The following is a 24743-nucleotide window of genomic DNA, read 5'->3' on the forward strand; positions in this document are numbered from 1 at the left end:
CGTGCGGTTCGCCCGGCGGAACTACCAGCACCGAAGCCGGCTGGTCGAGTGGGGCGATGCGGACCGTCGGCGAGGCGGTCGGCGGCACGCCGTCGTCGACGGCGGTTCTCCGTGCCGACACGAATTCCCGCAGGGCGGCCACGCCTGTCAGAGGCGCCCGGCTCGTCGATTCCCGTCGCGGTGACCGCGGTGTCGTGACGGCAGCACTTCGGCCCGCCGGGCGGGCCGGCGGGCCGAAGTGGGGGCTGCTGCTCAGGCGAACTCGCGTAGCGAGGGCCAGAGTTGGGACCACGGTGTGTGCGGGTCCTGGCAGAGCCAGAGCTGTTTGCCCTGCTCGGTGTTCTTCACCCCGTAGCCGTTGTCGATGGTGCCCACCTGGCGCACGGTGGTGAACTCGGCGCGCAGCTTGGCCTCGTCGCCGCCGACGTACAGCACGACGCCGGCGGTGTCCGGCGGCGGGCCGAAGTACCAGGCACCGCGCTGCGGGCTGTAGACCTTCGGCAGGCCGAGGGCCGGACCGTAGCGTTCCAGTGCGCCCTCGGCCCAGAAGGTGTCGGTCACGATCACCGCCTGTCGCTGCTCGTCGGCGGGCAGCGCGTGGTAGGCGGCGGCGACCGTGTGGGAGAGCTGCGGCCAGCCGATGGTGTCGGCGGCCGCGAAGTTGACGGCCTGCAGGGGGCCGGTGGCCGAGCCGAGCGGGTAGAGCGGCAGTTCGGCCACCGCGACCACCGCGGAGATCACGAAGGCGATCCGGCTGAACGCCCAGCGCCAGCCGCGAGCGGCCGGTCTGTGCTGGAGCGAGACCGCGCCCGCCGCCCAGAGCACCGGGAACAGCCCGGCGACGTAGTACTCCCGGCCGTCGGTGACCAGGAAGAACGCGGTCGTACCCACCGCGGCCCAGCCGAGGAAGCGGTAGGTCCGCAGCTCCTCCATCCGCAGCAGCCGCCACAGGCCGGCGCACATCAGGAGCATCAGGGGGAAGCCCGCGAAGGCCAACGCCAGCGGCAGGAAGAGAACCTGACCGCCGAAGAGGCGGTCGTCCTCGGCCGCGATCACGCTGGTCATCTGCGACTGCGGCCAGCCGTGCTGGGCCTGCCAGAGCAGGCTCGGCGCCGTTGCCAGCACCGTGAAGGCGCCGGCCGCCCACAGCGCGGGCCGGGTGAGCAGCTCGCGCGGGCCCACCGCGGCCACCGCGACGAGCAGGGTCAGCAGGAAGACGCCGACCAGGTACTTGTTCTGCAGACCCAGCGCGGCGGCCAGGCCGAGCCAGAGCAGCAGCTTGTCGTCGCGCAGCCGGATCCAGCGCACCAGCAGCCAGCTGATCAGCGTCCAGAAGAAGACGTCCAGGGTCGGGGTGATCATCAGGTGGCCGAAGACCACGACGATCGGCGACACGGCGAACGCGCCCGCACTGAGCAGTTGGGCTCGCCGCTGTCCGCCCAGCTCCCGGGCGATCAGGGCGCAGAGCACCACGCCCACCCCGCTCAGCAGGGTGGCGGGCAGTCGCAGCACCACCAGGTTGCCCGGGGCCAGCGTGTCCAGGACGTGCGAGAGCAGCGGCACCAGCGGCGGCTGGTCGGCGTAACCCCAGGCGAGGCGCTTGCCGGCGGCGAGGAAGTACAGCTCGTCGCCGTAGTAGCCGTATCTGGCGCTGGTCGCCAGCAGCGCCAGGGTGAGGATGCCGGTGATGATCGCCACTGGCCGCAGGGCGAGCGGTTCGCAGCCGGCCGGCGGCTGTTCGGAATTCGGTGTCTCCGCGGGCGCCGGGGCCGCGGCCGCGGCGGGGTCAGTTGCTTGGCTCAAGATTCCTCCACTCCTCCACGGTGGTCAGTCCAGTGCTCGCTTGCGGAAGCCGCGGATGCCGAGCAGCCCGTACAGCAGGCAGGCCGCCGCGAGCGCGGCGGCGTCGATCCAGAGCGGGATCGAGTGCAGGTCGGCGCGTGGGATCAGGGCGGCCCGCATCCCCTCGCTGACGTAGGTCAGCGGGTTGAGCGCGCAGATCACCTGGAACGGCCGCACGCTGGCGAGGCCGAACCACGGGAACTGGGTGGCACCGGTGAACATCAGCGGGGTCAGCACCACGGTGATGATGATGCTGATGTGCCGCGACTCGACCGCCGTGCCGATGGTCATCCCCAGCGTGGCGCCGGCCAGTGAGCCGAGCGCGAGCACGCCGGTGATCGGCAGCAGGCTCGACAACGGCCAGGACACGTCGTCCAGCAGCAGGAAGCCGATCGGGATCATCACGGCGGCGGCGATCATGCCGCGGACCGCCCCGAAGACCAGCTTCTCCACCGCGACCAGGGCGAGCGGGATCGGGGAGAGCAGCCGGTCCTCGATCTCCTTGGTGAACGAGAAGTCCACGATGAGCGGGAAGGCCGTGTTCTGCAGGGCCACCAGGAAGGCGCTCAGCGCCACCACGCCGGGCAGCAGCACCTGCTGGAAGCCGTGGCCGGCGTATCCGAGACCGGTCAGGACCTTGCCGAAGACGAACAGGATGAAGAACGGTTCCACCACGACCTGGGCCAGGAACGGCACCAGTTCGCGACCCGTGACGAAGATGTCCCGCCAGAGGATGAAGAAGAACGCCCGGGCCGCGGCACTGCCGGCGCGGGTACCGCCGTGGGTGTCGCCGCCGCTGAGAGGCATGGTCGACGTGGTGCTGCTCAACGGAGTTCCCTCCCGGTCAGTTCGATGAAGACGTCCTCCAGGGTCAGCTTGGCGAGAGACACGTCGTCGAGGTCGCAGTGCAGTTCGGTGAGGACACCGACGACGGCGGGCAGCGCCGCCGTGGGCTGGCCGGTGGTGTAGATCCGCAGTCGCGTGGCGTTCGGGGCGGGGGTGTCGGTGGCGGTCCCGTCGGCGGCCGGCTCGGCGGGCCCGACGGTCTCGACCCGTTCGACCCCGCCGGTCTTCTCCAGCGCTCGGACCACGTCGTTCTGGTCCTCGGGGGCGGGGGTGCGCAGCGAGACGGTCAGGCTGCCGGTACCGCGGAGCGACTCGGTCAGCGCCTGCGGCGAGTCGAGCGCCAGCAGCTTGCCGTGATCGACGATGCCGACCCGGTCACAGAGCTTGGCGGCCTCCTCCATGTCGTGGGTGGTGATCACGACGGTGACCCCGCCCGCGCTCAGCTCGGCCACCCGCTCGTGGATGAAGAGCCGGGACTGCGGGTCGAGGCCGGTGGCCGGCTCGTCCAGGAAGAGCACCCGCGGTCGGTGCATCAGCGCGCGGGCGATCATCACCCGCTGGGCCTGGCCGCCGGAGAGCTCGTCCACCCGGGCCTTGCCGTGGTCGGTGAGGCCCACCCACTCCAGGCTCCCGTCGGCCAGCCGGTTGCGCTCGGCCCGGCCCATGCCGTGGTAGCCGGCGTGGAAGAGCAGGTTCTGGCGGATGGTCAGGGAGCGGTCGAGGTTGTTCCGCTGCGGGACGACCGCGAACGTCCGGTGGGCGGTGGCCGGGTCGGCCGCCACGTCGACCCCGAGGATGGTGACCCGTCCCGAGGTCGGGGCCACCCGGGTCGTCATGACGCCCACCGTGGTCGACTTGCCGGCGCCGTTCGGGCCGAGCAGGCCGAACACCTCGCCGGGGCTGACACTGAAGCTGAGGTCGTCCACCGCGGGTTGTTCGCGATTGCGGTATCTCTTGACCAGCCGGTCGACGACGACGGCGGCGGAATCCACGTCCTGTGGTGCGCGTGCTGTATTCATTGATGCCTGCGAATCGGGCGGGACGCGATAACGGCGGCATGAGAGCTGCGCGGCGAGGAGTTCACGCGCATCCTGACACGACGTCATGCGCCGGATGAAATGGGACACGGAACTGCGTCCACCATGTATAGCATGATGGCCACTTGGGTAAGCCTGCCGCGATCCGCGACCCCTCTGAAACAGGGGGGCTAGGGGGAGGGTAGGGGATGCCCCCGGCTGTGGGCCGCTGCTAGCGTGGCGGAGCAGCAATTATGTTCCACCGGTCCACCGGGAATATCGGCCGGCAACGGCACGACGAACCGGCGGGCGAGCGCGAACACCGATACCGGAACTGTGCGGGACGCCGATGTCGGAATAGTCAGGGAGTCTTTCCCGGGCGGGCGGGGAGCTGCGGGCGCGCGCTATTCATCACGAATCAATTGGTGGTCGATCAATTGGTGGTCATGCCCGATCCGCTCGGCGACGTGTTCAGACGTCGCGCAGCGACCGGCACGACCCTCACGGCCGGTTCAGGGGTGTGACGGACAACGTGGAGAACGAAGAGAAGCTCCTCGACTACCTCAAGCGGGCGACCGCCGACCTGCGTGAGACCCGCCGGCGGCTTCGCGAGCTCGAGGAGCAGGAGCCCGAGCCGATCGCCATCGTCGGCATGGCCTGCCGCTACCCGGGCGGCGTGCGCTCCCCCGAGGACCTCTGGCAGCTCGTCGCGACCGGCGCCGACGGCGTCTCCGGCTTCCCCGACGACCGTGGCTGGGACCTGGCCGCCCTGGCCGCCGACGACCCCGAGCAGCCCGGCAGCTCGTACACCCGCGAGGGCGGGTTCCTGCACGACGCCGCCCAGTTCGACCCCGACTTCTTCAACATCTCGCCGCGCGAGGCGCTGGCGATGGACCCGCAGCAGCGGCTGCTGCTGGAGACCTCCTGGGAGGTCTTCGAGCGCGCCGGCATCGACCCCGACTCGGTGCGCGGGAGCGCCACCGGCGTCTTCACGGGCGTGATGTACCACGACTACGCCTCCCGGCTGCTGGACGTCCCCGAGGGCGTCGCGGGCTACCTGGGCAACGGCAACTCGGGCAGCGTCGCCTCGGGTCGGGTGGCCTACGTGCTGGGCCTGGAGGGCCCGGCGGTCACCGTCGACACGGCCTGCTCCTCCTCGCTGGTCGCGCTGCACTGGGCGGTCCAGGCGCTGCGGGCCGGTGAGTGCTCGCTGGCGCTGGCCGGTGGCGTCGCGGTGATGTCCACCCCCAACGCCTTCGTCGACTTCAGCCGCCAGCGCGGGCTCGCGGCCGACGGCCGCTGCAAGTCCTTCGCGGCGGCGGCGGACGGCACCGGCTGGGGCGAGGGCGTCGGCATGCTGCTCGTCGAGAAGCTCGCCGACGCCCAGCGCAACGGGCACCCGGTGCTGGCGATCGTGCGCGGCTCGGCCGTCAACCAGGACGGTGCCAGCAGCGGGCTGACCGCCCCCAACGGACCGGCGCAGCAGCGGGTGATCCGCCAGGCGCTGGCCTCCGCGCGGCTGACCGGCCAGCAGATCGACGCCGTCGAGGCGCACGGTACGGGGACCCGGCTGGGTGACCCGATCGAGGCGCAGGCGCTGCTGGCGACGTATGGACAGGACCGTCAACGACCCCTGTGGCTGGGCTCGTTGAAGTCGAACATCGGTCACACCCAGGCGGCGGCGGGCGTCGGCGGCATCATCAAGATGGTGATGGCGATGCGGCACGGTGTGCTGCCCAAGACCCTGCACGTGGACGAGCCGACCCCGCACGTGGACTGGTCGGCGGGTGCGGTGGAGCTGCTCACCGAGGCGCGGGACTGGCCGGAGACAGGTCGGCCGCGCCGGGCGGCGGTGTCGTCCTTCGGCGTCAGCGGGACCAACGCGCACGTGATCGTCGAGCAGGGGCCGGTGCGGGAGCCCGCCGCGCGGGTGGCGGGCCCGGTTGGGCGGCCCTTGCCGCTGGTGGTCTCCGGGCGGGACGAGACGTCCCTGCGCGCCCAGGCGGCGCGCCTGCGGGAGCACCTGGCCGGCGACGCCGACCTCGACGTGGCGGACCTGGGCTTCTCGCTGGCCACCTCCCGGGCGGCCCTCAAGCAGCGGGCCGCGCTGCTCGTTCGTGACCGCGACGAGGCGCTGGCGGCGATCGAGGCGCTGGAGAGCGGCGGGTCGGCGGCGCGCGCGGTGCTGGGGAGCGCGGGTTCGGCGGGTCGGCTGGCGTTCCTGTTCGCGGGGCAGGGGAGTCAGCGGGCCGGTATGGGTGCGGAGTTGTACGGCGCGTTCCCGGTGTTCGCGGCGGCGTTCGATGCCGTGTGCGCGGAGCTGGACGGGCACTTGGGCCGTCCGTTGAAGGATGTCGTCTTCGCGGGTGAGCGGATCGACGAGACGGCTTGCACGCAGCCGGCGTTGTTCGCGGTCGAGGTGGCGCTGTTCCGGTTGGTGGAGTCGTGGGGTGTGCGGCCGGACTTCCTGGCCGGGCACTCGATCGGTGAATTGGCGGCCGCGCATGTGGCGGGTGTGTTGTCGCTGGCGGACGCGGCGAAGCTGGTGGCGGCGCGTGGTCGGTTGATGCAGGCGCTGCCGTCCGGTGGTGCGATGGTGGCGGTGCAGGCGGCCGAGGACGAGGTGCTGCCGCTGCTGTCCGGCCGGGAGGCCGAGTTGGGCCTCGCGGCGGTCAACGGGCCGACCTCGGTGGTGCTTTCGGGTGCCGAGGCGGCGGTACTGGCGGTGGCCGAGAAGCTGGCGGAGCAGGGTCGCAAGACGAGGCGGCTGACGGTGAGCCACGCGTTCCACTCGCCGTTGATGGACCCGATGCTGGCCGAGTTCCGTGCGGTGGCCGAGGGGTTGGAGTTCCACGAGCCGAAGATCCCGATCGTCTCGACCCTCGACCAGGCTGCCGACCTGACCTCGCCCGAGTACTGGGTGCGCCACGTCCGCGAGGCGGTCCGCTTCGCCGATGCCGTGCGGGCCCTGGAGAGCGAGGGCGTCCGGAGCTTCCTGGAGTTGGGGCCGGACGGGACGCTCTCCGCGCTCGGCCAGGAGTGCGTGACCGAGGAGGCGGTGTTCGCGGCGGCGCTGCGGCGGGATCGTGCCGAGGCTGAGGCTTTCACCGCCGGCCTGGCCCAGCTGTACGTGCGTGGGGTCCGGCTCGACTGGTCAGCCGTCTTCACGGGCACCGACGCCAGGCGGGTCGATCTGCCGACCTATGCCTTCCAGCGGGAGCGCTACTGGCTGGACGCCGGTGTCGTCCCCGGAGGCGATGTCACCGCGTCCGGCCTCGGGTCGGTCGATCACCCTCTGCTGGGCGCCGTGGTCGCGCTGCCCGACGCGGACGGTCTCCTGCTCTTCGGGCGGTTGTCGCTCGACGCGCAGCCGTGGCTGGCCGATCACGCGGTGGCCGACACGGTGCTGCTGCCGGGGACGGCGTTCGTGGAGCTGGCGGTGGCGGCCGGCGACCAGGTGGGTTGCGGCCTGCTGGAGGAGCTGGCGCTGGAGGCGCCGCTCGTCGTCCCGGCGGTGGGCGCGCTCCGGCTGTGCCTGGCGGTGGGCGAGCCGGACGGCTCGGGGCGTCGGCCGCTGAGCGTGTACTCGCGCGCCGAGGACGCCGAGCAGGACGAGCCGTGGACCCGGCACGCGAACGGTCTGCTGGCGGTCGGCGAGCGGTCGGCGTCGTTCGAGCTGGCGCAGTGGCCGCCGGTGGGTGCGGAGGCGGTGCCGGTCGAGTCGGTGTACGAGGGCTTCGCCGCCGTCGGGTTCGGTTACGGTCCGGCTTTCCAGGGCCTGCGGGCGGCCTGGCGTCGGGACGGTGAGCTGTTCGCCGAGGTGGTGTTGCCGGAGGAACACCGCTCGGAGGCGGGTCTGTTCGGTCTGCACCCGGCGCTGTTGGACGCCTCGCTGCACGCGATCGGTCTGGGCGGCCTGGTGGAGGAGACGGGTCGGGGTCGGCTGCCGTTCGCGTGGTCGGGTGTGTCGCTGTTCGCCGCCGGTGCGGCCGAGCTGCGGGTGCGGCTGTCGGCCGTCGGCGCGGACGCGGTGTCGCTGGCGGTGGCCGACGGGACCGGTGCGCCGGTGGCGTCGGTGGACTCGCTGGTCCTGCGGCCGTTCTCCGCCGAGCAGTTGGCGGTTTCCGGTGGGCGGCACGAGGCGCTGTTCCGTTGCGAGTGGACGGGCGTGGCGCTGCCGCCGGCCGCCTCGCTCGGTGCGGTGGCGGTGCTGGGCGAGGACGACCTCGGGTTCGCGGGCGCGGTGCCGTTCGAGGAGCTGGGCGAGCTGACGGAAGCCGTGCCGGACACGATCGTGGTGCCGGTGCGGCCGGAGTCGGGTGATGTGGCGACTGCCACGCACGCCTCCGTGCACCGGGTGCTCGCGCTCGTCCAGCGCTGGTTGGCGGAGGAGACGTTCCGCGAGTCCCGCCTGGTGGTGGTGACTGGCGGGGCGACCGGCGGTGATCTCCCGTCGGCTGCCGTGTGGGGTCTGGTGCGTTCGGCGCAGTCGGAGAACCCGGGCCGGATCGTGCTGGTCGACCTGGACGAGGAGGCCGGCTCGCTGGGCGCCCTGTCGCGGGCGGTCGACGCCGGTGAGCCGCGGCTGGCGCTGCGGGCGGGCGAGGCGTTCGCGCCGCGTCTGGCGCGGGTGCCGGCGAGCGTCGAGGTGACGCCCGTGGACCTGGACCCTGAGGGCACGGTGCTGCTCACGGGCGCGACGGGTTCGCTGGGCGGGCTGTTCGCCCGGCACCTGGTGACCGGGTACGGGGCTCGGCGGCTGCTGCTGGTCTCGCGTCGGGGCGAAGCGGCCGAGGGCGCGGCGGAGTTGGCCGCCGAGCTGGCGGAGCTGGGCGCCGAGGCGCGGTTCGCGGCCTGTGACGTGTCCGACCGTCCCGCGCTGGCCGAGCTGGTGGGCTCGCTGGAGCACCCGCTGACCGCCGTGGTGCACACCGCCGGCGTGCTGGACGACGGCGTGTTCTCCTCCCTCAGCCCCGAGCGGGTCGACGCCGTGCTGCGACCGAAGGTGGACGCGGCCTGGCACCTGCACGAACTGACGAAGAGTCAGAATCTTGCCGCCTTCGTGCTCTTCTCCTCGGCCGCCGGGGTGTTCGGCGCGGCCGGCCAGGGCAACTACGCGGCGGCCAACAGCTTCCTGGACGCACTCGCCGAGCACCGCCGCTCCGCCGGCCTGCCTGCGACGTCGCTGGCCTGGGGCCTGTGGGCCGAGGACGGCGGCATGGCGGCCGACGTCGAGCGGATGGCCCGTGGCGGGGTGCTGCCGCTCTCGCCGGCGGAGGGCCTGGCCCTGTTCGACGCCTCGATGCTGTCGGGCGAGCCGGTCCTGGTACCGGTCCGGCTGGACCAGGCCGGTCTGCGGGCCCAGGCCGAGGCGGGCACGCTGCCGTCCCTGCTGCGCGGCCTGGTCCGGTCGCCGATGCGCCGTGCCGCCTCCGGCGCCTCCGCCGAGACCTCCGCGCTCGGCGCTCGGCTCGCCGGCCTGCCCCCGCAGGAGCAGGACGCCCTGCTCCTCGACCTGGTCCGGACCCACGCCGCGGCCGTGCTGGGTCACGGCGGTCCGGAGGCGGTCGACCCGACCCGGGCCTTCCGCGAGTTGGGCTTCGACTCGCTCAGCGCCCTTGAGCTGCGCAACAGCCTGAACGCGGTGACCGCCCTGCGCCTGCCGGCCACCCTGGTCTTCGACCACCCCAACCCGCACGCCCTCGCCCGGCAGCTGCGGGCCGAACTCGTCGGCGGCGCCGGGCCCGACCAGCGGGACGGTTCCGCCCCCGCGGTCGCGTCGGCCGACGACGACCCGATCGCCATCGTCGCCATGAGCTGCCGGTTCCCCGGCGGGGTCTCCTCGCCCGAGGAACTGTGGCAACTGGTCGCCGACGGGCGGGACGCGGTCTCCGGCTTCCCCGAGGACCGCGGTTGGGACATCGAGCGCCTCTACCACCCGGACCCGGAGCACCCCGGCACCTCGTACACCCGTGAGGGCGGGTTCCTACACGACGCCGCCGAGTTCGACCCGACGTTCTTCGGCATCAGCCCGCGCGAGGCGCTGGCCACCGACCCGCAGCAGCGGCTGCTGCTGGAGACCTCCTGGGAGGCCTTCGAGCGCGCCGGCATCGACCCGGCCGCCCTGCGCGGCAGCCGGACCGGTGTCTTCGTCGGCGTGATGTACCACGACTACGCCACCCGTCTGCAGGACGACCCGGCCGCCGGCGAGGGCTACCTGGGCGGCGGCGACACGGGCAGCGTCGCCTCGGGACGACTCTCCTACACGTTCGGGCTCGAGGGTCCGGCGGTGACCGTCGACACCGCGTGCTCGTCCTCGTTGGTCGCGCTGCACTGGGCGATCCAGGCGCTGCGCAGCGGGGAGTGCACGATGGCGCTGGCCGGTGGCGTCACCGTGATGGCCACCCCGGCGACGTTCGTGGGCTTCAGCCGCCAGCGCGGCCTGTCGCCCGACGGCCGCTGCAAGGCGTTCTCCGAGGGCGCGGACGGCACCGGCTGGGGCGAGGGCGTCGGCATGCTGCTCGTCGAGCGGCTCTCCGACGCCCAGCGCAACGGGCATCCGGTGCTGGCCATCGTGCGGGGCAGCGCGGTCAACCAGGACGGCGCGAGCAACGGTCTGACGGCGCCGAACGGACCGTCCCAGCAGCGGGTGATCCGCCAGGCGCTGGCGAACGCCGGGCTGACGGCGGCCCAGGTCGACGCGGTCGAGGCGCACGGCACGGGTACCTCGCTGGGTGACCCGATCGAGGCGCAGGCACTGCTCGCCACCTACGGCCGGGAACACACCGAGGACCAGCCGCTCTGGCTCGGCTCGATCAAGTCGAACCTGGGCCACACCCAGGCCGCCGCCGGCGTGGCAGGTGTGATCAAGATGGTCATGGCGATGCGCCACGGGGTGCTGCCGCGGACCCTGCACGTCACCGAGCCGTCCACGCACGTGGACTGGTCGGCGGGTGCGGTGGAGTTGCTCACCGAGGCGCGGGAGTGGCCGCAGACCGGGCAGCCGCGCCGGGCCGCCGTCTCCTCCTTCGGGATCAGCGGCACCAACGCGCACACCGTCATCGAGCAGCCCCCGGGTGTCGGGGAGGCGCCGGAGCGGCCCGCGGTGGCCGGTCGCACGCCGGTGCTCCCGCTCGTGCTCTCGGGCCGGACGCCGGACGCCCTGCGTGGCCAGGCGGCCAGGCTGCGGGACCACCTCGCGGCCCGTCCGGAGCTGGCGACCGTGGACGTCGGCTACTCGCTGGCCACCGCACGGGCGGGATTCGACCACCGTGCCGCGCTGGTGGTGCGCGACCGCGCGGAGCTGTCGCGCGGGCTGGAGCTGCTGGCGAGCGGAGAGGTGCCGGCCGAGGCGGCCGTCGGTGTCGGGACGGTCGGCGGCAGGTCGGCCTTCCTCTTCACCGGTCAGGGGAGCCAGCGGGCCGGCATGGCCGGGGAGTTGTACGCCGCGTTCCCGGTGTTCGCGGCGGCGTACGACGCCGTGTGCGCGGAGCTGGACCGGCACCTGGTGCGGCCGCTGAAGGACGCGGACGCGCTGATCGACGAGACCGCCTACACGCAGCCCGCCCTCTTCGCCCTCGAGGTGGCGCTGTTCCGCCTGGTCGAGTCCTGGGGCGTGCGGCCCGACTTCCTGGCCGGGCACTCGGTCGGCGAGCTGGCCGCCGCGCACGTCGCGGGCGTCCTCTCCCTCGCCGACGCGGCCGAGCTGGTTGCCGCGCGCGGTCGCCTGATGCAGGCGCTGCCGGCGGGCGGTGCGATGGTCTCCGTCCAGGCCGGCGAGGAGGACGTGCTGCCGCTGCTCGCGGGCCGGGAGCGCGAGATCGGCCTCGCCGCCGTCAACGGGCCGACCTCCGTGGTGCTTTCGGGTGCCGAGCGGGCCGTCCTGGAGATCGCCGAGAAGCTGGCGGCGGACGGGCACAGGACGAAGCGGTTGACCGTGAGCCATGCGTTCCACTCGCCGCTGATGGACCCGATGCTGGAGGAGTTCCGCACGGTCGCCGAGGGCCTGACCTTCGCGGAGCCCCGGATCCCGATCATCTCCACACTGACCGGCAGGGCCGCCACCGCCGAGGAGCTGTGCTCGCCCGAGTACTGGGTGCGGCACGTGCGCGGGGCCGTCCGGTTCCGCGACGCGGTGCGGGTCCTGGAGAGCGAAGGCGTGCGCGTCTTCGTGGAGTTGGGCCCGGACGGCACGCTCTGCGCGATGGCGCAGGACTGCCTGGTCGAGGAGACCGCGGCGCTGCTGACGCCGCTGCTGCGGCGCGACCGCCGGGAGACCGAGACGGTCGCCGCGGCCCTGGGACGCCTGCACGCGCGCGGGGTCCGGGTCGACTGGGCCGCGCTGTACGTCGGGACCGGGGCGCGGTTCGTCGAGCTGCCCACCTACGCGTTCCAGCGCGAGCGCTACTGGCCCCGGCCGCAGACCGGCTGGGTCGGTGACGTCGCCTCGGTCGGTCTGGGGTCGGCGGATCACCCGCTGCTGGGCGCCTCGCTGGCGCTCGCGGATGCGGACGGCCATGTCCTCACCGGCCGGCTCGCGCTGGACGGCCACCCGTGGCTGGCCGATCACGCGGTGGCCGACACGGTGCTGCTGCCGGGAACGGCCTTCGTGGAGCTGGCGATCCGGGCCGGCGACCAGGTCGGCTGCGACCTGGTGGAGGAGTTGACGCTGGAGGCGCCGCTGGTGCTGCCGGCCAGGGGCGCGATGCAGGTGCAGGTGGCGGTCGGGGCGCCCGACGAGGCGGGCCGGCGTGCCATCAGCCTGTACTCGCGCGCCGAGGACGCCGAGCCCGACCAGCCGTGGACCCGGCACGCGAACGGTCTGCTGGCGGTCGGCGGTGCCCAGGCGCCGAGCGGGCTGGCGCAGTGGCCGCCGGCCGGTGCGGAGCCGGTCTCCGTCGAGTCGGTGTACGCCGATTTCGCGGCGGCTGGCTTCGGTTACGGTCCGGTGTTCCAGGGCCTGCGGGCGGCCTGGCGTCGGGACGGTGAGCTGTTCGCCGAGGTGGCGTTGCCGGAGGAGAGCCGGTCGGAGGCGGGTCTGTTCGGTCTGCACCCGGCGCTGTTGGACGCCGCGTTGCACGCGATCGGTCTGGGCGGTCTGGTGGAGGAGACGGGTCGGGGTCGGCTGCCGTTCGCGTGGTCGGGTGTGTCGCTCTTCGCCGCCGGTGCGGCCGAGCTGCGGGTGCGGCTGTCGGCCGTCGGCGCGGACGCGGTGTCGCTGGCGGTGGCCGACGGGACCGGTGCGCCGGTGGCGTCGGTGGACTCGCTGGTCCTGCGGCCGTTCTCCGCCGAGCAGTTGGCGGTTTCCGGTGGGCGGCACGAGGCGCTGTTCCGTTGCGAGTGGACGGGCGTGGCGCTGCCCGCCGCCGGTTCGCTCGGGGTGGTGGCGGTGCTCGGGCAGGACGACCTCGGCTTGACGGGCGCCGAGCGGTTCGACGACCTGGCGACGCTGGGCGAGGCCCTGCCGGACACGGTCGTGGTGCCGGTGGCACCGGCCACCGCCCCGGACCCGGCCGCGGCCACCCACCACGCTGTCCACCGTGCGCTGGAGCTGCTGCAGACGTGGCTCGCCGAGGACGCCTTCGCGGACTCGCGGCTGGTCGTGGTGACGCGTGGCGCGGTGGCCGCCGGTGACGGAGAGGACGTTCGCGACCTGGCCTCGGCCGCCGTCTGGGGTCTGGTGCGGTCCGCGCAGGCGGAGAACCCGGGCCGGATCGTGCTGGTCGACCTTCCCCCGGCCTCCGGCCCGGGGACACCTCCCGGCCGTCAGGCCGGGGGCGGGTACCCCCATGGGGACGCGGCCTCACCGGCCCTGCTCGCCGCCGCCGTCGACGCGGGCGAGCCGCAGCTCGCGCTGCGCGCCGGTGCGGCGCTCGCCCCGCGCCTGGCGGCGGTGGCCACCGACGAACCCGAGGCGGCCCCGGAGTACGACACCACCGGCACGGTCCTGGTGACCGGTGCGACCGGCTCGCTCGGTCGGGCGGTGGCCCGGCACCTGGTGGCCCGGCACCACGTGCGGCACCTGCTGCTGGTCTCGCGACGTGGTGATGCGGCACCGGGGGCGGCGGAGCTGGCCGCCGAGCTGGCGGAGCTGGGCGCGTCGGCCCGGTTCGCGGCCTGTGACGTGTCCGACCGTGCCGCACTGGCCGAGCTGCTGGGGACCGAGCTGGAGCACCCGCTGACCGCCGTGGTGCACACCGCCGGTGTGCTGGACGACGGTGTGCTCTCCTCGCTCACCCCGGACCGGATCGACACGGTACTGCGACCGAAGGTGGACGCGGCCTGGCTCCTGCACGATCTGACGAAGCATCAGAAACTCGCGGCCTTCGTGCTGTTCTCCTCAGCCGCCGGTGTCTTCGGCAACGCCGGCCAGGCCAACTACGCCGCCGCCAACGCCTTCCTGGACGCGCTCGCGCAGCACCGGCGCGCCGCCGGTCTGCCCGCGACCTCCCTCGCCTGGGGCCTGTGGGCCGAGGACGACGGGGGCATGGCGGGCGAGCTGGCCGAGGCCGACTCCCGCCGGATGACGCGCGGTGTGGCGGCGCTGTCGGTGGAGGAGGGTCTGGCGCTGCTCGACACGGCGCTCGGCCTGCCGGACCCGGTGCTGCTGCCGGCCCGCCTGGACCTGGCCCAACTGCGGGCCCGGGCAGCGGAGTCGGGCGAGGTGCCCGCGCTGCTGCGGGGCCTGATCCGCCAGCCGGCCCGGCGCGCGGTCGGGACCGCGGAGACCGACCCGGGCGCCGCGCTGGTGCGGCAGCTGACCGCTCTGGCCGCGGACGAGCAGGAGCGCATCCTCCTGGAGCTGGTGCGCGGGCAGGTCGCGGCGGTGCTCGGCTACACCGATGCCACCGCCGTTCAGCCGGCCGCCGGCTTCCGCGAGTTGGGCTTCGACTCGCTGACCGCCGTCGAGCTGCGCAACCGCCTGAACGCGGTGACCGGCCTGCGACTGCCGGCCACCGTCGTCTTCGACTACCCGAGCCCGGCCGAGCTGGTCGGACAGCTGCGCACCGCGCTGCCGCTGGACGGGCAGGCGGCCGGGGCGGGTGTCTTCGCCGAGCTGGACCGGCTGGCCGAGGCCCTGGCGGCCACTCCCACCGACGAGGAGACCGGGACGCGGGTCACCCTGCGCCTCCAGGCCCTGCTCGCGCAGTGGCGGGACCACGTCGGTGCCGACCAGCGCCCGGCGGAGGACGACAGCGACATCGAATCGGCCACCGACGACGAGCTGTTCGACCTGCTCGACGACGAGCTCGAAACCTCCTGACCCGGGCTCCCGGCCCCACTACGCAGGCGCGACCCTTATTCCGCGAGGAACGGACGAGATGGTGAACGAGGACAAGCTGCGCGACTACCTCAAGCGCGCCACCGCTGATCTGCGGAACGCTCGCCGGCGCCTGCGGGAGCTGGAGGAGCGCGACCAGGAGCCGATCGCGATCGTCGGCATGAGCTGCCGCTACCCCGGCGGTGTGTCCTCCCCGGAGGAGCTGTGGCAGCTGGTGGCGGACGGCGGCGACGCCATCGGGGGCTTCCCGACCGACCGCGGCTGGGAGGTCGAGTCGCTGATCGACGACGACCCGGACCAGCAGGGCACCAGCTACGTCAGCCAGGGCGGCTTCCTGCACGACGCCTGCGAGTTCGACCCGGCGTTCTTCGGGATCTCGCCGCGTGAGGCGCTGGCGATGGACCCGCAGCAGCGGCTGCTGCTGGAGGCGTCCTGGGAGGCGTTCGAGCGGGCCGGCATCGACCCGACCGGGCTCAAGGGCAGCCGGACCGGTATCTTCGCCGGCCTCATGTACCACGAGTACGCCAGCCGGCTCAGCTCGGTGCCGGAGGGCGTCGAGGGCCACCTGGGTACCGGCAGTTTCGGCAGCGTCGCCTCGGGACGGGTCTCCTACACGCTGGGCCTGGAGGGCCCGGCGGTGACCGTCGACACGGCCTGCTCCTCCTCGCTGGTCGCGCTGCACCTGGCCGTGCAGGCGCTGCGCACCGGGGAGTGCACGCTCGCGCTGGCCGGTGGTGTGACCGTGATGGCCACGCCCGGCACCTTCGTGGAGTTCAGCCGCCAGCGCGGCCTGGCCACCGACGGCCGCTGCAAGGCGTTCTCCGACGACGCGGACGGCACCGGCTGGGGCGAGGGCGTCGGCATGCTGCTCGTGGAGCGGCTCTCCGACGCCCGGCGCAACGGGCACCCGGTGCTGGCGATCGTGCGCGGCTCGGCGATCAACCAGGACGGCGCCAGCAACGGGCTCACCGCGCCCAACGGTCCCTCCCAGCAGCGGGTGATCCGCCAGGCACTGGCCTCGGCCGGTCTGACGCCGGCCCAGGTCGACGCGGTCGAGGCGCACGGCACCGGCACCACGCTCGGCGACCCGATCGAGGCGCAGGCCCTGCTGGCCACCTACGGCCAGGAGCGGGCGGGCGGACGGCCCCTCTGGCTCGGCTCGTTGAAGTCCAACATCGGCCACACCCAGGCGGCGGCCGGGGTCGGCGGCATCATCAAGATGGTGATGGCGATGCGGCACGGCGTGCTGCCGCAGACCCTGCACGTCACCGAGCCGTCCACGCACGTGGACTGGACCGAGGGCGCGGTGGAGCTGCTGACCCAGGCGCGGGAGTGGCCGCAGACCGGGCAGCCGCGCCGGGCCGCCGTCTCCTCCTTCGGCTTCAGCGGCACCAACGCGCACGTGATCGTCGAGCAGGCGCCGGAGGCCGTGGAAGAGCCGCCGGCACAGGAGCGACCGCTGACCGAGGCGCCGGTCGCGGCGATCGCCACCGCCGTGCTGCCGTGGCCGGTGTCGGCCCGGGGCGAAGCGGGGCTGCGCGGGCAGGCGGCCCGGCTGTCCGCCTTCGCGGCCGGCGAGCCGACGCCGGACGCGCTGGCTGTCGGGTTCTCGCTGGCGGTCGGCCGGGCCGAACTGGAGCACCGGGCCGTGGTGCTCGGCACCGACCTCGCCGAGCTGGGCCGCGGGCTGGAGACGCTCGCCACCGGCGGCGTCGCGGCTGACGTGGTCGAAGGAGTGGCCCGGCCCGTCGGCAAGGTGGCGTTCGTCTTCCCCGGGCAGGGCTCGCAGTGGGCCGAGATGGGCGCTCAGCTGTGGGACCAGTCGCCGGTGTTCCGCACCGCGATCCAGGACTGCGGCGCGGCCCTCGCGCCGTTCACCGACTGGTCGTTGGAGGACGTGCTGCTCGGCCGCGCCGGTACCCGGTGGCTGGACCGGGTCGAGGTCGTGCAGCCGGTGCTGTGGGCCGTGATGGTCTCGCTCGCCGAGGTCTGGCGGGCCTCCGGCGTCGAGCCCGCGCTGGTGGTGGGCCACTCGCAGGGCGAGATCGCCGCCGCGGTGCTGGCCGGCGTGCTGTCGCTGGCCGACGGCGCCAAGGTCGTCGCGCTGCGCAGCCAGGCGATCGCCGCCGGCCTCGAGGGCCACGGTGGCATGGTCTCGCTCGCGCTGCCGGTGGACGCCGCGCGGGAGCGGCTGGCCTCCTGGGGCGAGCAGCGGATCTCGGTGGCGGCCGTCAACGGCCCGACCTCGGTGGTCGTCTCGGGTGAGCCGGCGGCGCTGGACGAACTGCTCGCCGCCTGCGAGGCGGACGGGGTCCGGGCCCGCCGGGTGCAGGTCAGCTACGCCTCGCACTCCGCCCAGGTCGAGTCCCTGCGCGACGAGCTGCGCACGGCCCTGGCCGGGATCACCCCGCGCGCCGGCCGGATCTCGCTGCTCTCCACCGTGACCGGCGAGCTGCTCGACGGCACCGCGATGGACGCCGAGTACTGGTACACCAACCTCCGCTCGACCGTGCGGTTCGGCGACGCCGTCCAGGCGGCCGTGGCCGCGCACGGCATCGACGGTTTCGTCGAGGTCAGCGCGCACCCGGTGCTGCTGACCGGACTGCAGGAGTGCCTGGAGGAGGCCGGCGCGCCGGCGGTGACCGTGGGCACGCTGCGGCGCGGCGAGGGCGGCGCCCGCCGGATGGCGGCCTCCCTCGCCGAGGCGTGGGTGCGCGGCATCGCGGTGGACTGGCGGGCCGCCGTCTTCGCGGGCACCGGGGCGCAGCGCGTCGAGCTGCCCACCTACGCCTTCCAACGCGCCCGCTACTGGCTGGACGCACCCGCCGCCCTGGCCGCCCAGTCCCGGGAGACGGTCCTCGACCCGGTCGAGGCGGAGTTCTGGGCCGCCGTGGAGGACGAGGACCTGGCCGCGGTGGCCGGCTCGCTGGACCTCGCCGACGACGCCCCGCTCAGCGCGGTGCTGCCGGCACTGTCGTCCTGGCGGCGGCAGATGCGGGAGCGGTCGGTGGTGGACGGTTGGCGCTACCGGATCGTCTGGCAGCCGCTGGCCGAGCTGTCGGCGCCGGTGCTCTCCGGCACCTGGGCGCTCGTGGTGCCCGAGGCGCTGGCCGGCGACGCGTGGGTGGCCGACACCGCCCAGGCGCTGGCCGGCCACGGTGCCGACGTGCGGCACCTGGTGGTCGGGCCGGCGGACCTGGACCGCGACGCGCTGGCCGGGCGGCTGCGCGCCGAACTCCCCGAGGGCGTCGCACCCGCCGGGGTGCTCTCGCTGCTCGGCCTGGTCGAGCAGCGCTGCCCGGACCACCCCGCCGTGCCGTTCGGTCTGGCCGGATCGATGACCCTGCTCCAGGCGCTGGCCGACGTCGAGATCGAGACGCCGGTGTGGAACGCCACGCGTGGCGCGGTGGCGGTGAACGGTGCCGAACGGCTGACCGGGCCCGCGCAGGCTCTGCTCTGGGGCCTGGGCCGGGTGGCCGCGCTGGAGGACGCGCAGCGCTGGGGCGGTCTGCTGGACCTGCCCGAGCGGCTGGACGAGCGGGCCCTGAAGCGCCTGGTCGGGGTGCTGGCCGGCACCGGTGGCGAGGACCAGCTCGCCCTCCGGAACACCGGCGTGTACGCCCGCCGACTGGTGCACGCGCCGGCCGGACCGGCGCCGGCCGAGCAGTGGCAGCCGAGCGGCACCGTCCTGATCACCGGCGGTACCGGCGCGCTGGGCGCGCACGTGGCCCGCTGGCTGGCCGGCAACGGCGCCCGGCACCTGCTGCTCACCAGCCGCCGTGGACCGGACGCCGAAGGTGCCGCCGAGCTGCGCGAGGAACTCACCGCTCTCGGCGCCCAGGTGACGATCACCTCGTGCGACGTGTCGGACCGCGCGGCGCTGGCCGAGCTGCTGGCGGCCGTCCCGGCCGAGCGACCGCTCACGGCCGTGATGCACACCGCCGCCGTGCTGGACGACGCGGTGATCCGGGCGCTCACCGCCGACCAGCTGGAGCGGGTGCTGCGGGTCAAGGTCAACTCCGCCCTGCACCTGCACGAGCTGACCCGTGACCTCGACCTGTCCGCCTTCGTGCTCTTCTCCTCCTTCGCCGCCACCTTCGGAGCCCCCGGCCAGGGCAACTACGCGCCCGGGAACGCCTTCCTGGACGCGCTGGCCGAGCAGCGCCGCGCCGACGGCCTGCCCGCCACCTCGGTGGCCTGGGGGCCGTGGGGTGAGGGCGGAATGGCGGCCGAGGGCGGCATCGGCGACCGGATGCGCCGGCACGGCATCCTGGAGATGGCGCCCAACCTGGCCGTGACCGCCCTCCAGCAGGCGCTGGACCAGGGCGAGACCGTACTGACCGTCACCGACATCGACTGGCAGCGCTTCGCGCTCGCCTTCACCTCGGGCCGGGTCCGGCCGCTGCTGTTCGACGTGCCCGAGGCGGTGAGGGCCCTGGAGAGCAGCGCGGGCGGCGCCGACGGTCAGGAGAGCGCCGGTGGCGGCCTCGCCGCACGGCTCGCCGGTCTCCCGGCGGCCGAGCGTGAACGCGTCCTGCTGGACCTGGTCACCTCCCACGTCGCGGCCGCGCTGGGCTACCCGGGCCCGGAGGCGGTGGACACCGGCAGGGCGTTCAAGGAGCTGGGCTTCGACTCGCTGACCGCCGTGGAGCTGCGCAACCGACTCGGTGCGGCCGCCGGGATCAAGCTCCCGGCCACCCTGATCTACGACCACCCCAACGCCGTCGCACTGGTCCGCCACCTCGACGAGGAGCTCTCGGGCGCCGTGGGCGGTGCCGTCGCCCCGGTCGTGGTCAGGGCGGCCGCCGACGACGAGCCGATCGCGATCGTCGGCATGAGCTGCCGGTTCCCCGGCGGGGTGTCCTCGCCCGAGGACCTGTGGCAGCTGCTGGTCAACGCCGGTGACGCCCTGACGGAGTTCCCCGCCGACCGTGGCTGGGACCTCGACACGGTCTTCAACGCGGACCGCGACCACCAGGGCACCTCCTACATCCGCCAGGGCGGCTTCCTGCACGACGCGAGCCGGTTCGACGCCGCCTTCTTCGGGATCTCGCCGCGTGAGGCGCTGGCGATGGACCCGCAGCAGCGGCTGCTGCTGGAGACCTCCTGGGAGGCCTTCGAGCGGGCCGGCATCGACCCGGCCACGCTGCGCGGCAGCCGGACCGGCGTCTTCGCCGGCACCAACGGTTCGGACTACCTCGGTCTGCTGGCCGGTGCGGCCCAGTCGGTGGAGGGCCATGTCGCCACCGGCACGGCGGCCAGCGTGGTGTCGGGCCGCGTCTCGTACCTGTTCGGCCTCGAGGGCCCGGCGATGACCGTGGACACCGCCTGCTCGGCCTCGCTGGTGGCCCTGCACCTGGCCGTGCAGTCGCTGCGGAACGGCGAGTGCGAGCTGGCGCTGGCCGGTGGTGTCACCGTGATGTCCACCCCGGGTACGTTCGTCGAGTTCAGCCGTCAGCAGGGCCTGGCCTCCGACGGCCGCTGCAAGCCGTTCTCGGCCGCCGCGGACGGTTTCACGCCCTCCGAGGGCGTCGGCATGCTGCTGGTCGAGCGGCTCTCGGACGCCCGGCGCAACGGCCACCCGGTGCTGGCCGTCGTCCGTGGTTCGGCGATCAACCAGGACGGCGCCAGCAACGGCCTGACCGCCCCCAACGGGCCCAGTCAGCAGCGGGTGATCCGCCAGGCGCTGGCGAACGCCGGGCTGACGGCGGCCCAGGTCGACGCGGTCGAGGCGCACGGGACGGGCACCTCGCTCGGTGACCCGATCGAGGCGCAGGCGCTGCTCGCCACCTACGGCAAGGACCGGCCCGAGGGCCGGCCGCTGTGGCTCGGTTCGGTGAAGTCGAACATCGGCCACGCCCAGGCGGCGGCCGGCCTGGCCGGTGTCATCAAGATGGTGCTGGCGATGCGGCACGGCGTGCTGCCGGAGAGCATCCACATCGACGAGCCCACCCCGCAGGTGGACTGGTCGGCGGGCGCGGTGGAACTGCTGACCGAGGCCCGGGAGTGGCCGCGGACGGACCAGCCCCGTCGGGCGGGGATCTCCTCGTTCGGGTTCAGCGGCACGAACGCGCACGTGATCATCGAGCAGGAGCCGGTCGCGGAGGAGCCGGTCGCGCGGGCCGAGGTGGAGCGGGACGGGGGCCCGGCGGTCGCCGCTCCGGTGGTGCCGTGGGTGCTGTCGGGCCGCGGCGAGGAGGCGTTGCGCGGTCAGGCGGCGCGGCTGCGGGCGTTCGCGGCGGGTGAGTCGGAGCCGGACGTGCTGGGTGTCGGTCTCTCCCTGGCGGTGAGCCGTACGGTGCTGGAGCACCGGGCCGTGGTGCTGGGCGCGGACGCCGCCGAGCTGGGTCGTGGTCTGGCGGCGCTGGCCACCGGCGGACCGGATGCGCGCGTGGTGCAGGGTGCGGCGGGTTCCCCGGGGAAGGTGGCGTTCGTCTTCCCGGGGCAGGGTTCGCAGTGGGCCGGGATGGCGGTGGAGCTGCTGGAGTGCTCCGCGGTGTTCGCGGAGCGGATGGAGGAGTGTGCGACGGCGTTGGCGCCGTTCGCGGATGGCTGGTCGCTGTTGGAGGTCGTCCGTGGTGAGGCCGGCGATGGCTGGCTGGAGCGGGTCGACGTGGTCCAGCCAGTGTTGTGGGCGGTGATGGTGTCGCTCGCGGAGGTCTGGCGCGGGGCGGGAGTCGAGCCCTCCGTGGTGGTCGGGCATTCGCAGGGTGAGATCGCGGCGGCCGTCGTCGCGGGTGCGCTGTCGTTGGAGGACGGCGCGCGCGTGGTGGCGTTGCGCAGCCGGGCGATCGCCGGTGGTCTGGCGGGCCTCGGCGGGATGGTGTCGGTGGCGCTGCCGGTCGAGGCGGTGCGTGAGCGGCTCGTGATGTGGGGCGAGGAGCGGATCTCGGTGGCGGCGGTGAACGGGCCGTCCTCGGTGGTCGTCTCCGGTGAGCCGACCGCGCTGGAGGAGCTGTTGGCCTCCTGCGAGGCGGACGGTGTGCGGGCGCGTCGGGTGCCGGTGGACTACGCCTCGCACTCGGCGCAGGTGGAGTCGATCCGCGAGGAGCTCCTCGGGGCTCTGGCGGGGATCGAACCGCGGGCCGGTCAGGTGCCGCTGCTGTCCACGGTGACCGCCGAGCTGACGGACGGCTCGGTCATGGACGCCGAGTACTGGTACACCAACCTCCGTCGGACCGTGCGTCTGCAGGAGGTGACCGAATCGCTTCTCGGCACCGGCTGTGGGACGTTCATCGAGGTCAGCCCGCATCCGGTGCTGGTGATGGCGCTCCAGGAGAGCATCGAGGCGGCGAACCGCGACGCGGTGGCCTTCGGTACGCTGCGCCGCGGCGAGGGGGATGCCCGCCGGGTGCTGGCCTCCTTCGCGCAGGCGTGGGTGCGCGGCATCGCGGTGGACTGGCGGGCCGCCGTCTTCGCGGGCACCGGGGCGCAGCGCGTCGAGCTGCCCACCTACGCCTTCCAGCGCCGCCGCTACTGGCCCGAGGCGGCCAGGCTGGAGGAGCCGGCCGGGCAGGTGGGCAACGACCCGGTGGAGGCGGCGTTCTGGGAGGTCGTCGAGAACGAGGACCTGGAGGCACTGGCCGGTTCGCTCGACCTGGGCGGGGACGCCCCGCTGAGCGCGGTCCTGCCCGCGCTCTCCTCCTGGCGGCGGCAGCGCCGCGAGCAGTCCACGGTCGACGGCTGGCGCTACCGGGTCACCTGGCAGCCGCTGGGCGACCTGCCGGCGGCCGCGAGCCTCTCCGGCACCTGGGCGGTCGTCGTGCCCGAGGGGCTGGCGGAGGACGACGGGGTGGCCGACATCGCCCGGGTGCTGACCCAACACGGCGCGGAGGTCCGGAAGTTCAGCCTCGACGGGCGCGACCTGGACCGGGAGGTGCTGGTTGAGCTGCTCCGCAAGCAGCTGGGCGACGTGGTGGAGCTGACGGGCGTGCTGTCGCTGCTCGCGCTGGACGAGCGGCCGCACCGGGACCATCCGGGCCTGCCGCTCGGCCTGGCCGGGACCGTCGGGCTGGTTCAGGCACTCGGCGACGCCGGGTTCGAGGCTCCGCTGTGGTGCGCCACCAGGGGTGCGGTGGCGGTGAACCGTGCCGAGCGACCGGCGGGCCCCGCGCAGTCGCTGGTCTGGGGCCTGGGCCGGGTCGCGGCGCTCGAGCAGCCGCAGCGCTGGGGCGGTCTGGTGGACCTGCCCCCGACCCTGGGCGAGCGCTCCGACGAGCGCGCGCTGGACCGGCTGGTGAGCGTGCTGGCCGGCGCGGGGGTCGAGGACCAGCTCGCCGTGCGGGCCTCCGGGGTGTTCGTCCGCCGACTGGTGCACGCACCCGCGGGCCTTGCCCCGGCGGAGGGTTGGCGCCCGGGCGGGACCGTCCTGGTCACCGGCGGCACCGGCGCCCTCGGCGCGCACGTCGCCCGCTGGCTGGCCCACAGCGGTGCCGGGCACCTGCTGCTCACCAGCCGTCGCGGCCCGGACACCGAAGGCGCCGCCGAGCTGCGCGAGGAACTCCTCGCCCTCGGCACGCAGGTCACGATCGCCTCCTGCGACGCGGCCGACCGTGCCGCGCTCGCCGAACTCCTGGACGCCGTACCGGCGGAGCAGCCGCTCACCGCGGTCGTCCACACCGCGGGCGTCCTGGACGACGGGGTGCTCGACTCGCTGACGCCCGACCGCATCGCGGGCGTCCTGCGTCCGAAGGTGGACGCCGTGCTCAACCTGCACGAGCTGACCAGGGAGTCGAACCTGACGGCGTTCGTCCTGTTCTCCGGCATCGCCGGCACGCTCGGCGACCCCGGCCAGGGCAACTACGCCGCCGCCAACGCCTTCCTGGACGCCTTCGCCGAGCACCGCCGGGCCGAGGGCCTGCCCGCCACCTCGGTGGCCTGGGGCCGGTGGGGTGAGACGGGCATGGCGGCCGACGGCCTGATCGGCGACCGCCTGGACCGTGCCGGACTGCCCGGCATGCCGCCGGCGGCGGCGATCGCCGCCCTGCAGGGGGCCCTGGACCTGGACGAGACGGTGGTCACGGTCGCCGACATCGTCTGGGAGCGTTTCGCGCCCGGCTTCACGGCCGTCCGCGCGTCCGCCCTGCTCGACGAGCTGCCCGCCGCCCGCCGCGGGGCCGACGGCGGCGAGTCCACGGCGCAGGCGGCGCCCACCGACACCGCTGACCTGCGCCGGCGCCTGGCGGAGATGGCGGAGCTGGAGCGTGAGCAGGCCGTCCTCGACCTGGTACGGGCCCACGCGGCGGCGGCGCTCGGACACGCGACGGTGGACGAGGTGGTCGGGGGCCGGGCCTTCAAGGAACTCGGACTCGACTCGCTGACCGCCCTGGAGCTGCGCAACCGACTCAGCGCCGCCACCGGGCTCCGGCTCCCGGCGACGCTGGTGTTCGACTTCCCGACTCCGGCCGCGCTGGCCGCCCGACTGCGGGCGGACCTGCTGCCCGCCGCCGGCGGAGACGGTGCGGCCTCGCTCGCCGACATCGACCGGCTGGAAGCCGCGCTGGCGGCGGTCTCCGAGGACGAGGACACCCGGGCGGACGTCGCCGCCCGCCTCCAGGCCCTGCTGACCCGGTGGAGCGGCGCTCCACGCGAGCGGGAGGCCGAGGCCCAGGTGACCGAGAAGCTGCAGTCGGCCTCGGCCGACGAGCTGTTCGCCTTCATCGACAACGAGTTGGGCATGGCCTGACGGGCCCGCGACAGCGGCCCGTCGTCAGTGCGGCCGCAAGGCCCCCGCGGCGCCGCACCGACGACCGGACCGG

At 74.2% G+C, this 24743-nt stretch carries 5 protein-coding genes; 2 read left to right on the forward strand and 3 right to left on the reverse strand.

The features are described 5' to 3' along the window. Nucleotides 1–252 precede the first annotated feature (252 nt). The 3 genes from ACZ38L_RS26575 to ACZ38L_RS26585 are packed head-to-tail and all read right to left on the reverse strand — an operon-like array spanning nucleotide 253 to nucleotide 3680. On the reverse strand, nucleotides 253–1803 hold the full coding sequence (locus tag ACZ38L_RS26575) for an ArnT family glycosyltransferase (RefSeq protein WP_465697848.1): 1551 nt from the start codon (nucleotides 1801–1803) through the stop codon (nucleotides 253–255). A 24-nt stretch (nucleotides 1804–1827) separates the two neighbouring features. Further along, nucleotides 1828–2670 (reverse strand): ABC transporter permease, encoded by an 843-nt coding sequence (locus ACZ38L_RS26580; RefSeq protein ID WP_465697850.1) that lies wholly within the window; start codon nucleotides 2668–2670, stop codon nucleotides 1828–1830. Continuing rightward, nucleotides 2667–3680 (reverse strand): ABC transporter ATP-binding protein, encoded by a 1014-nt coding sequence (locus ACZ38L_RS26585; RefSeq protein WP_465697852.1) that lies wholly within the window; start codon nucleotides 3678–3680, stop codon nucleotides 2667–2669. Before ACZ38L_RS26585 ends, ACZ38L_RS26580 begins: the two co-directional genes overlap by 4 nt. Nucleotides 3681–4236: 556 nt before the next feature. Between ACZ38L_RS26585 and ACZ38L_RS26590 the strand changes: the two genes are divergently transcribed. Then, nucleotides 4237–14967, forward strand: coding sequence for a type I polyketide synthase (locus ACZ38L_RS26590; protein WP_465697854.1), 10731 nt, complete (start codon nucleotides 4237–4239; stop codon nucleotides 14965–14967). Nucleotides 14968–15028: 61 nt separating this feature from the next. Next, nucleotides 15029–24670 (forward strand): type I polyketide synthase, encoded by a 9642-nt coding sequence (locus ACZ38L_RS26595; protein WP_465697860.1) that lies wholly within the window; start codon nucleotides 15029–15031, stop codon nucleotides 24668–24670. Nucleotides 24671–24743: the final 73 nt, after the last annotated feature.

This window comes from Kitasatospora sp. NPDC024654, from assembly GCF_055559155.1.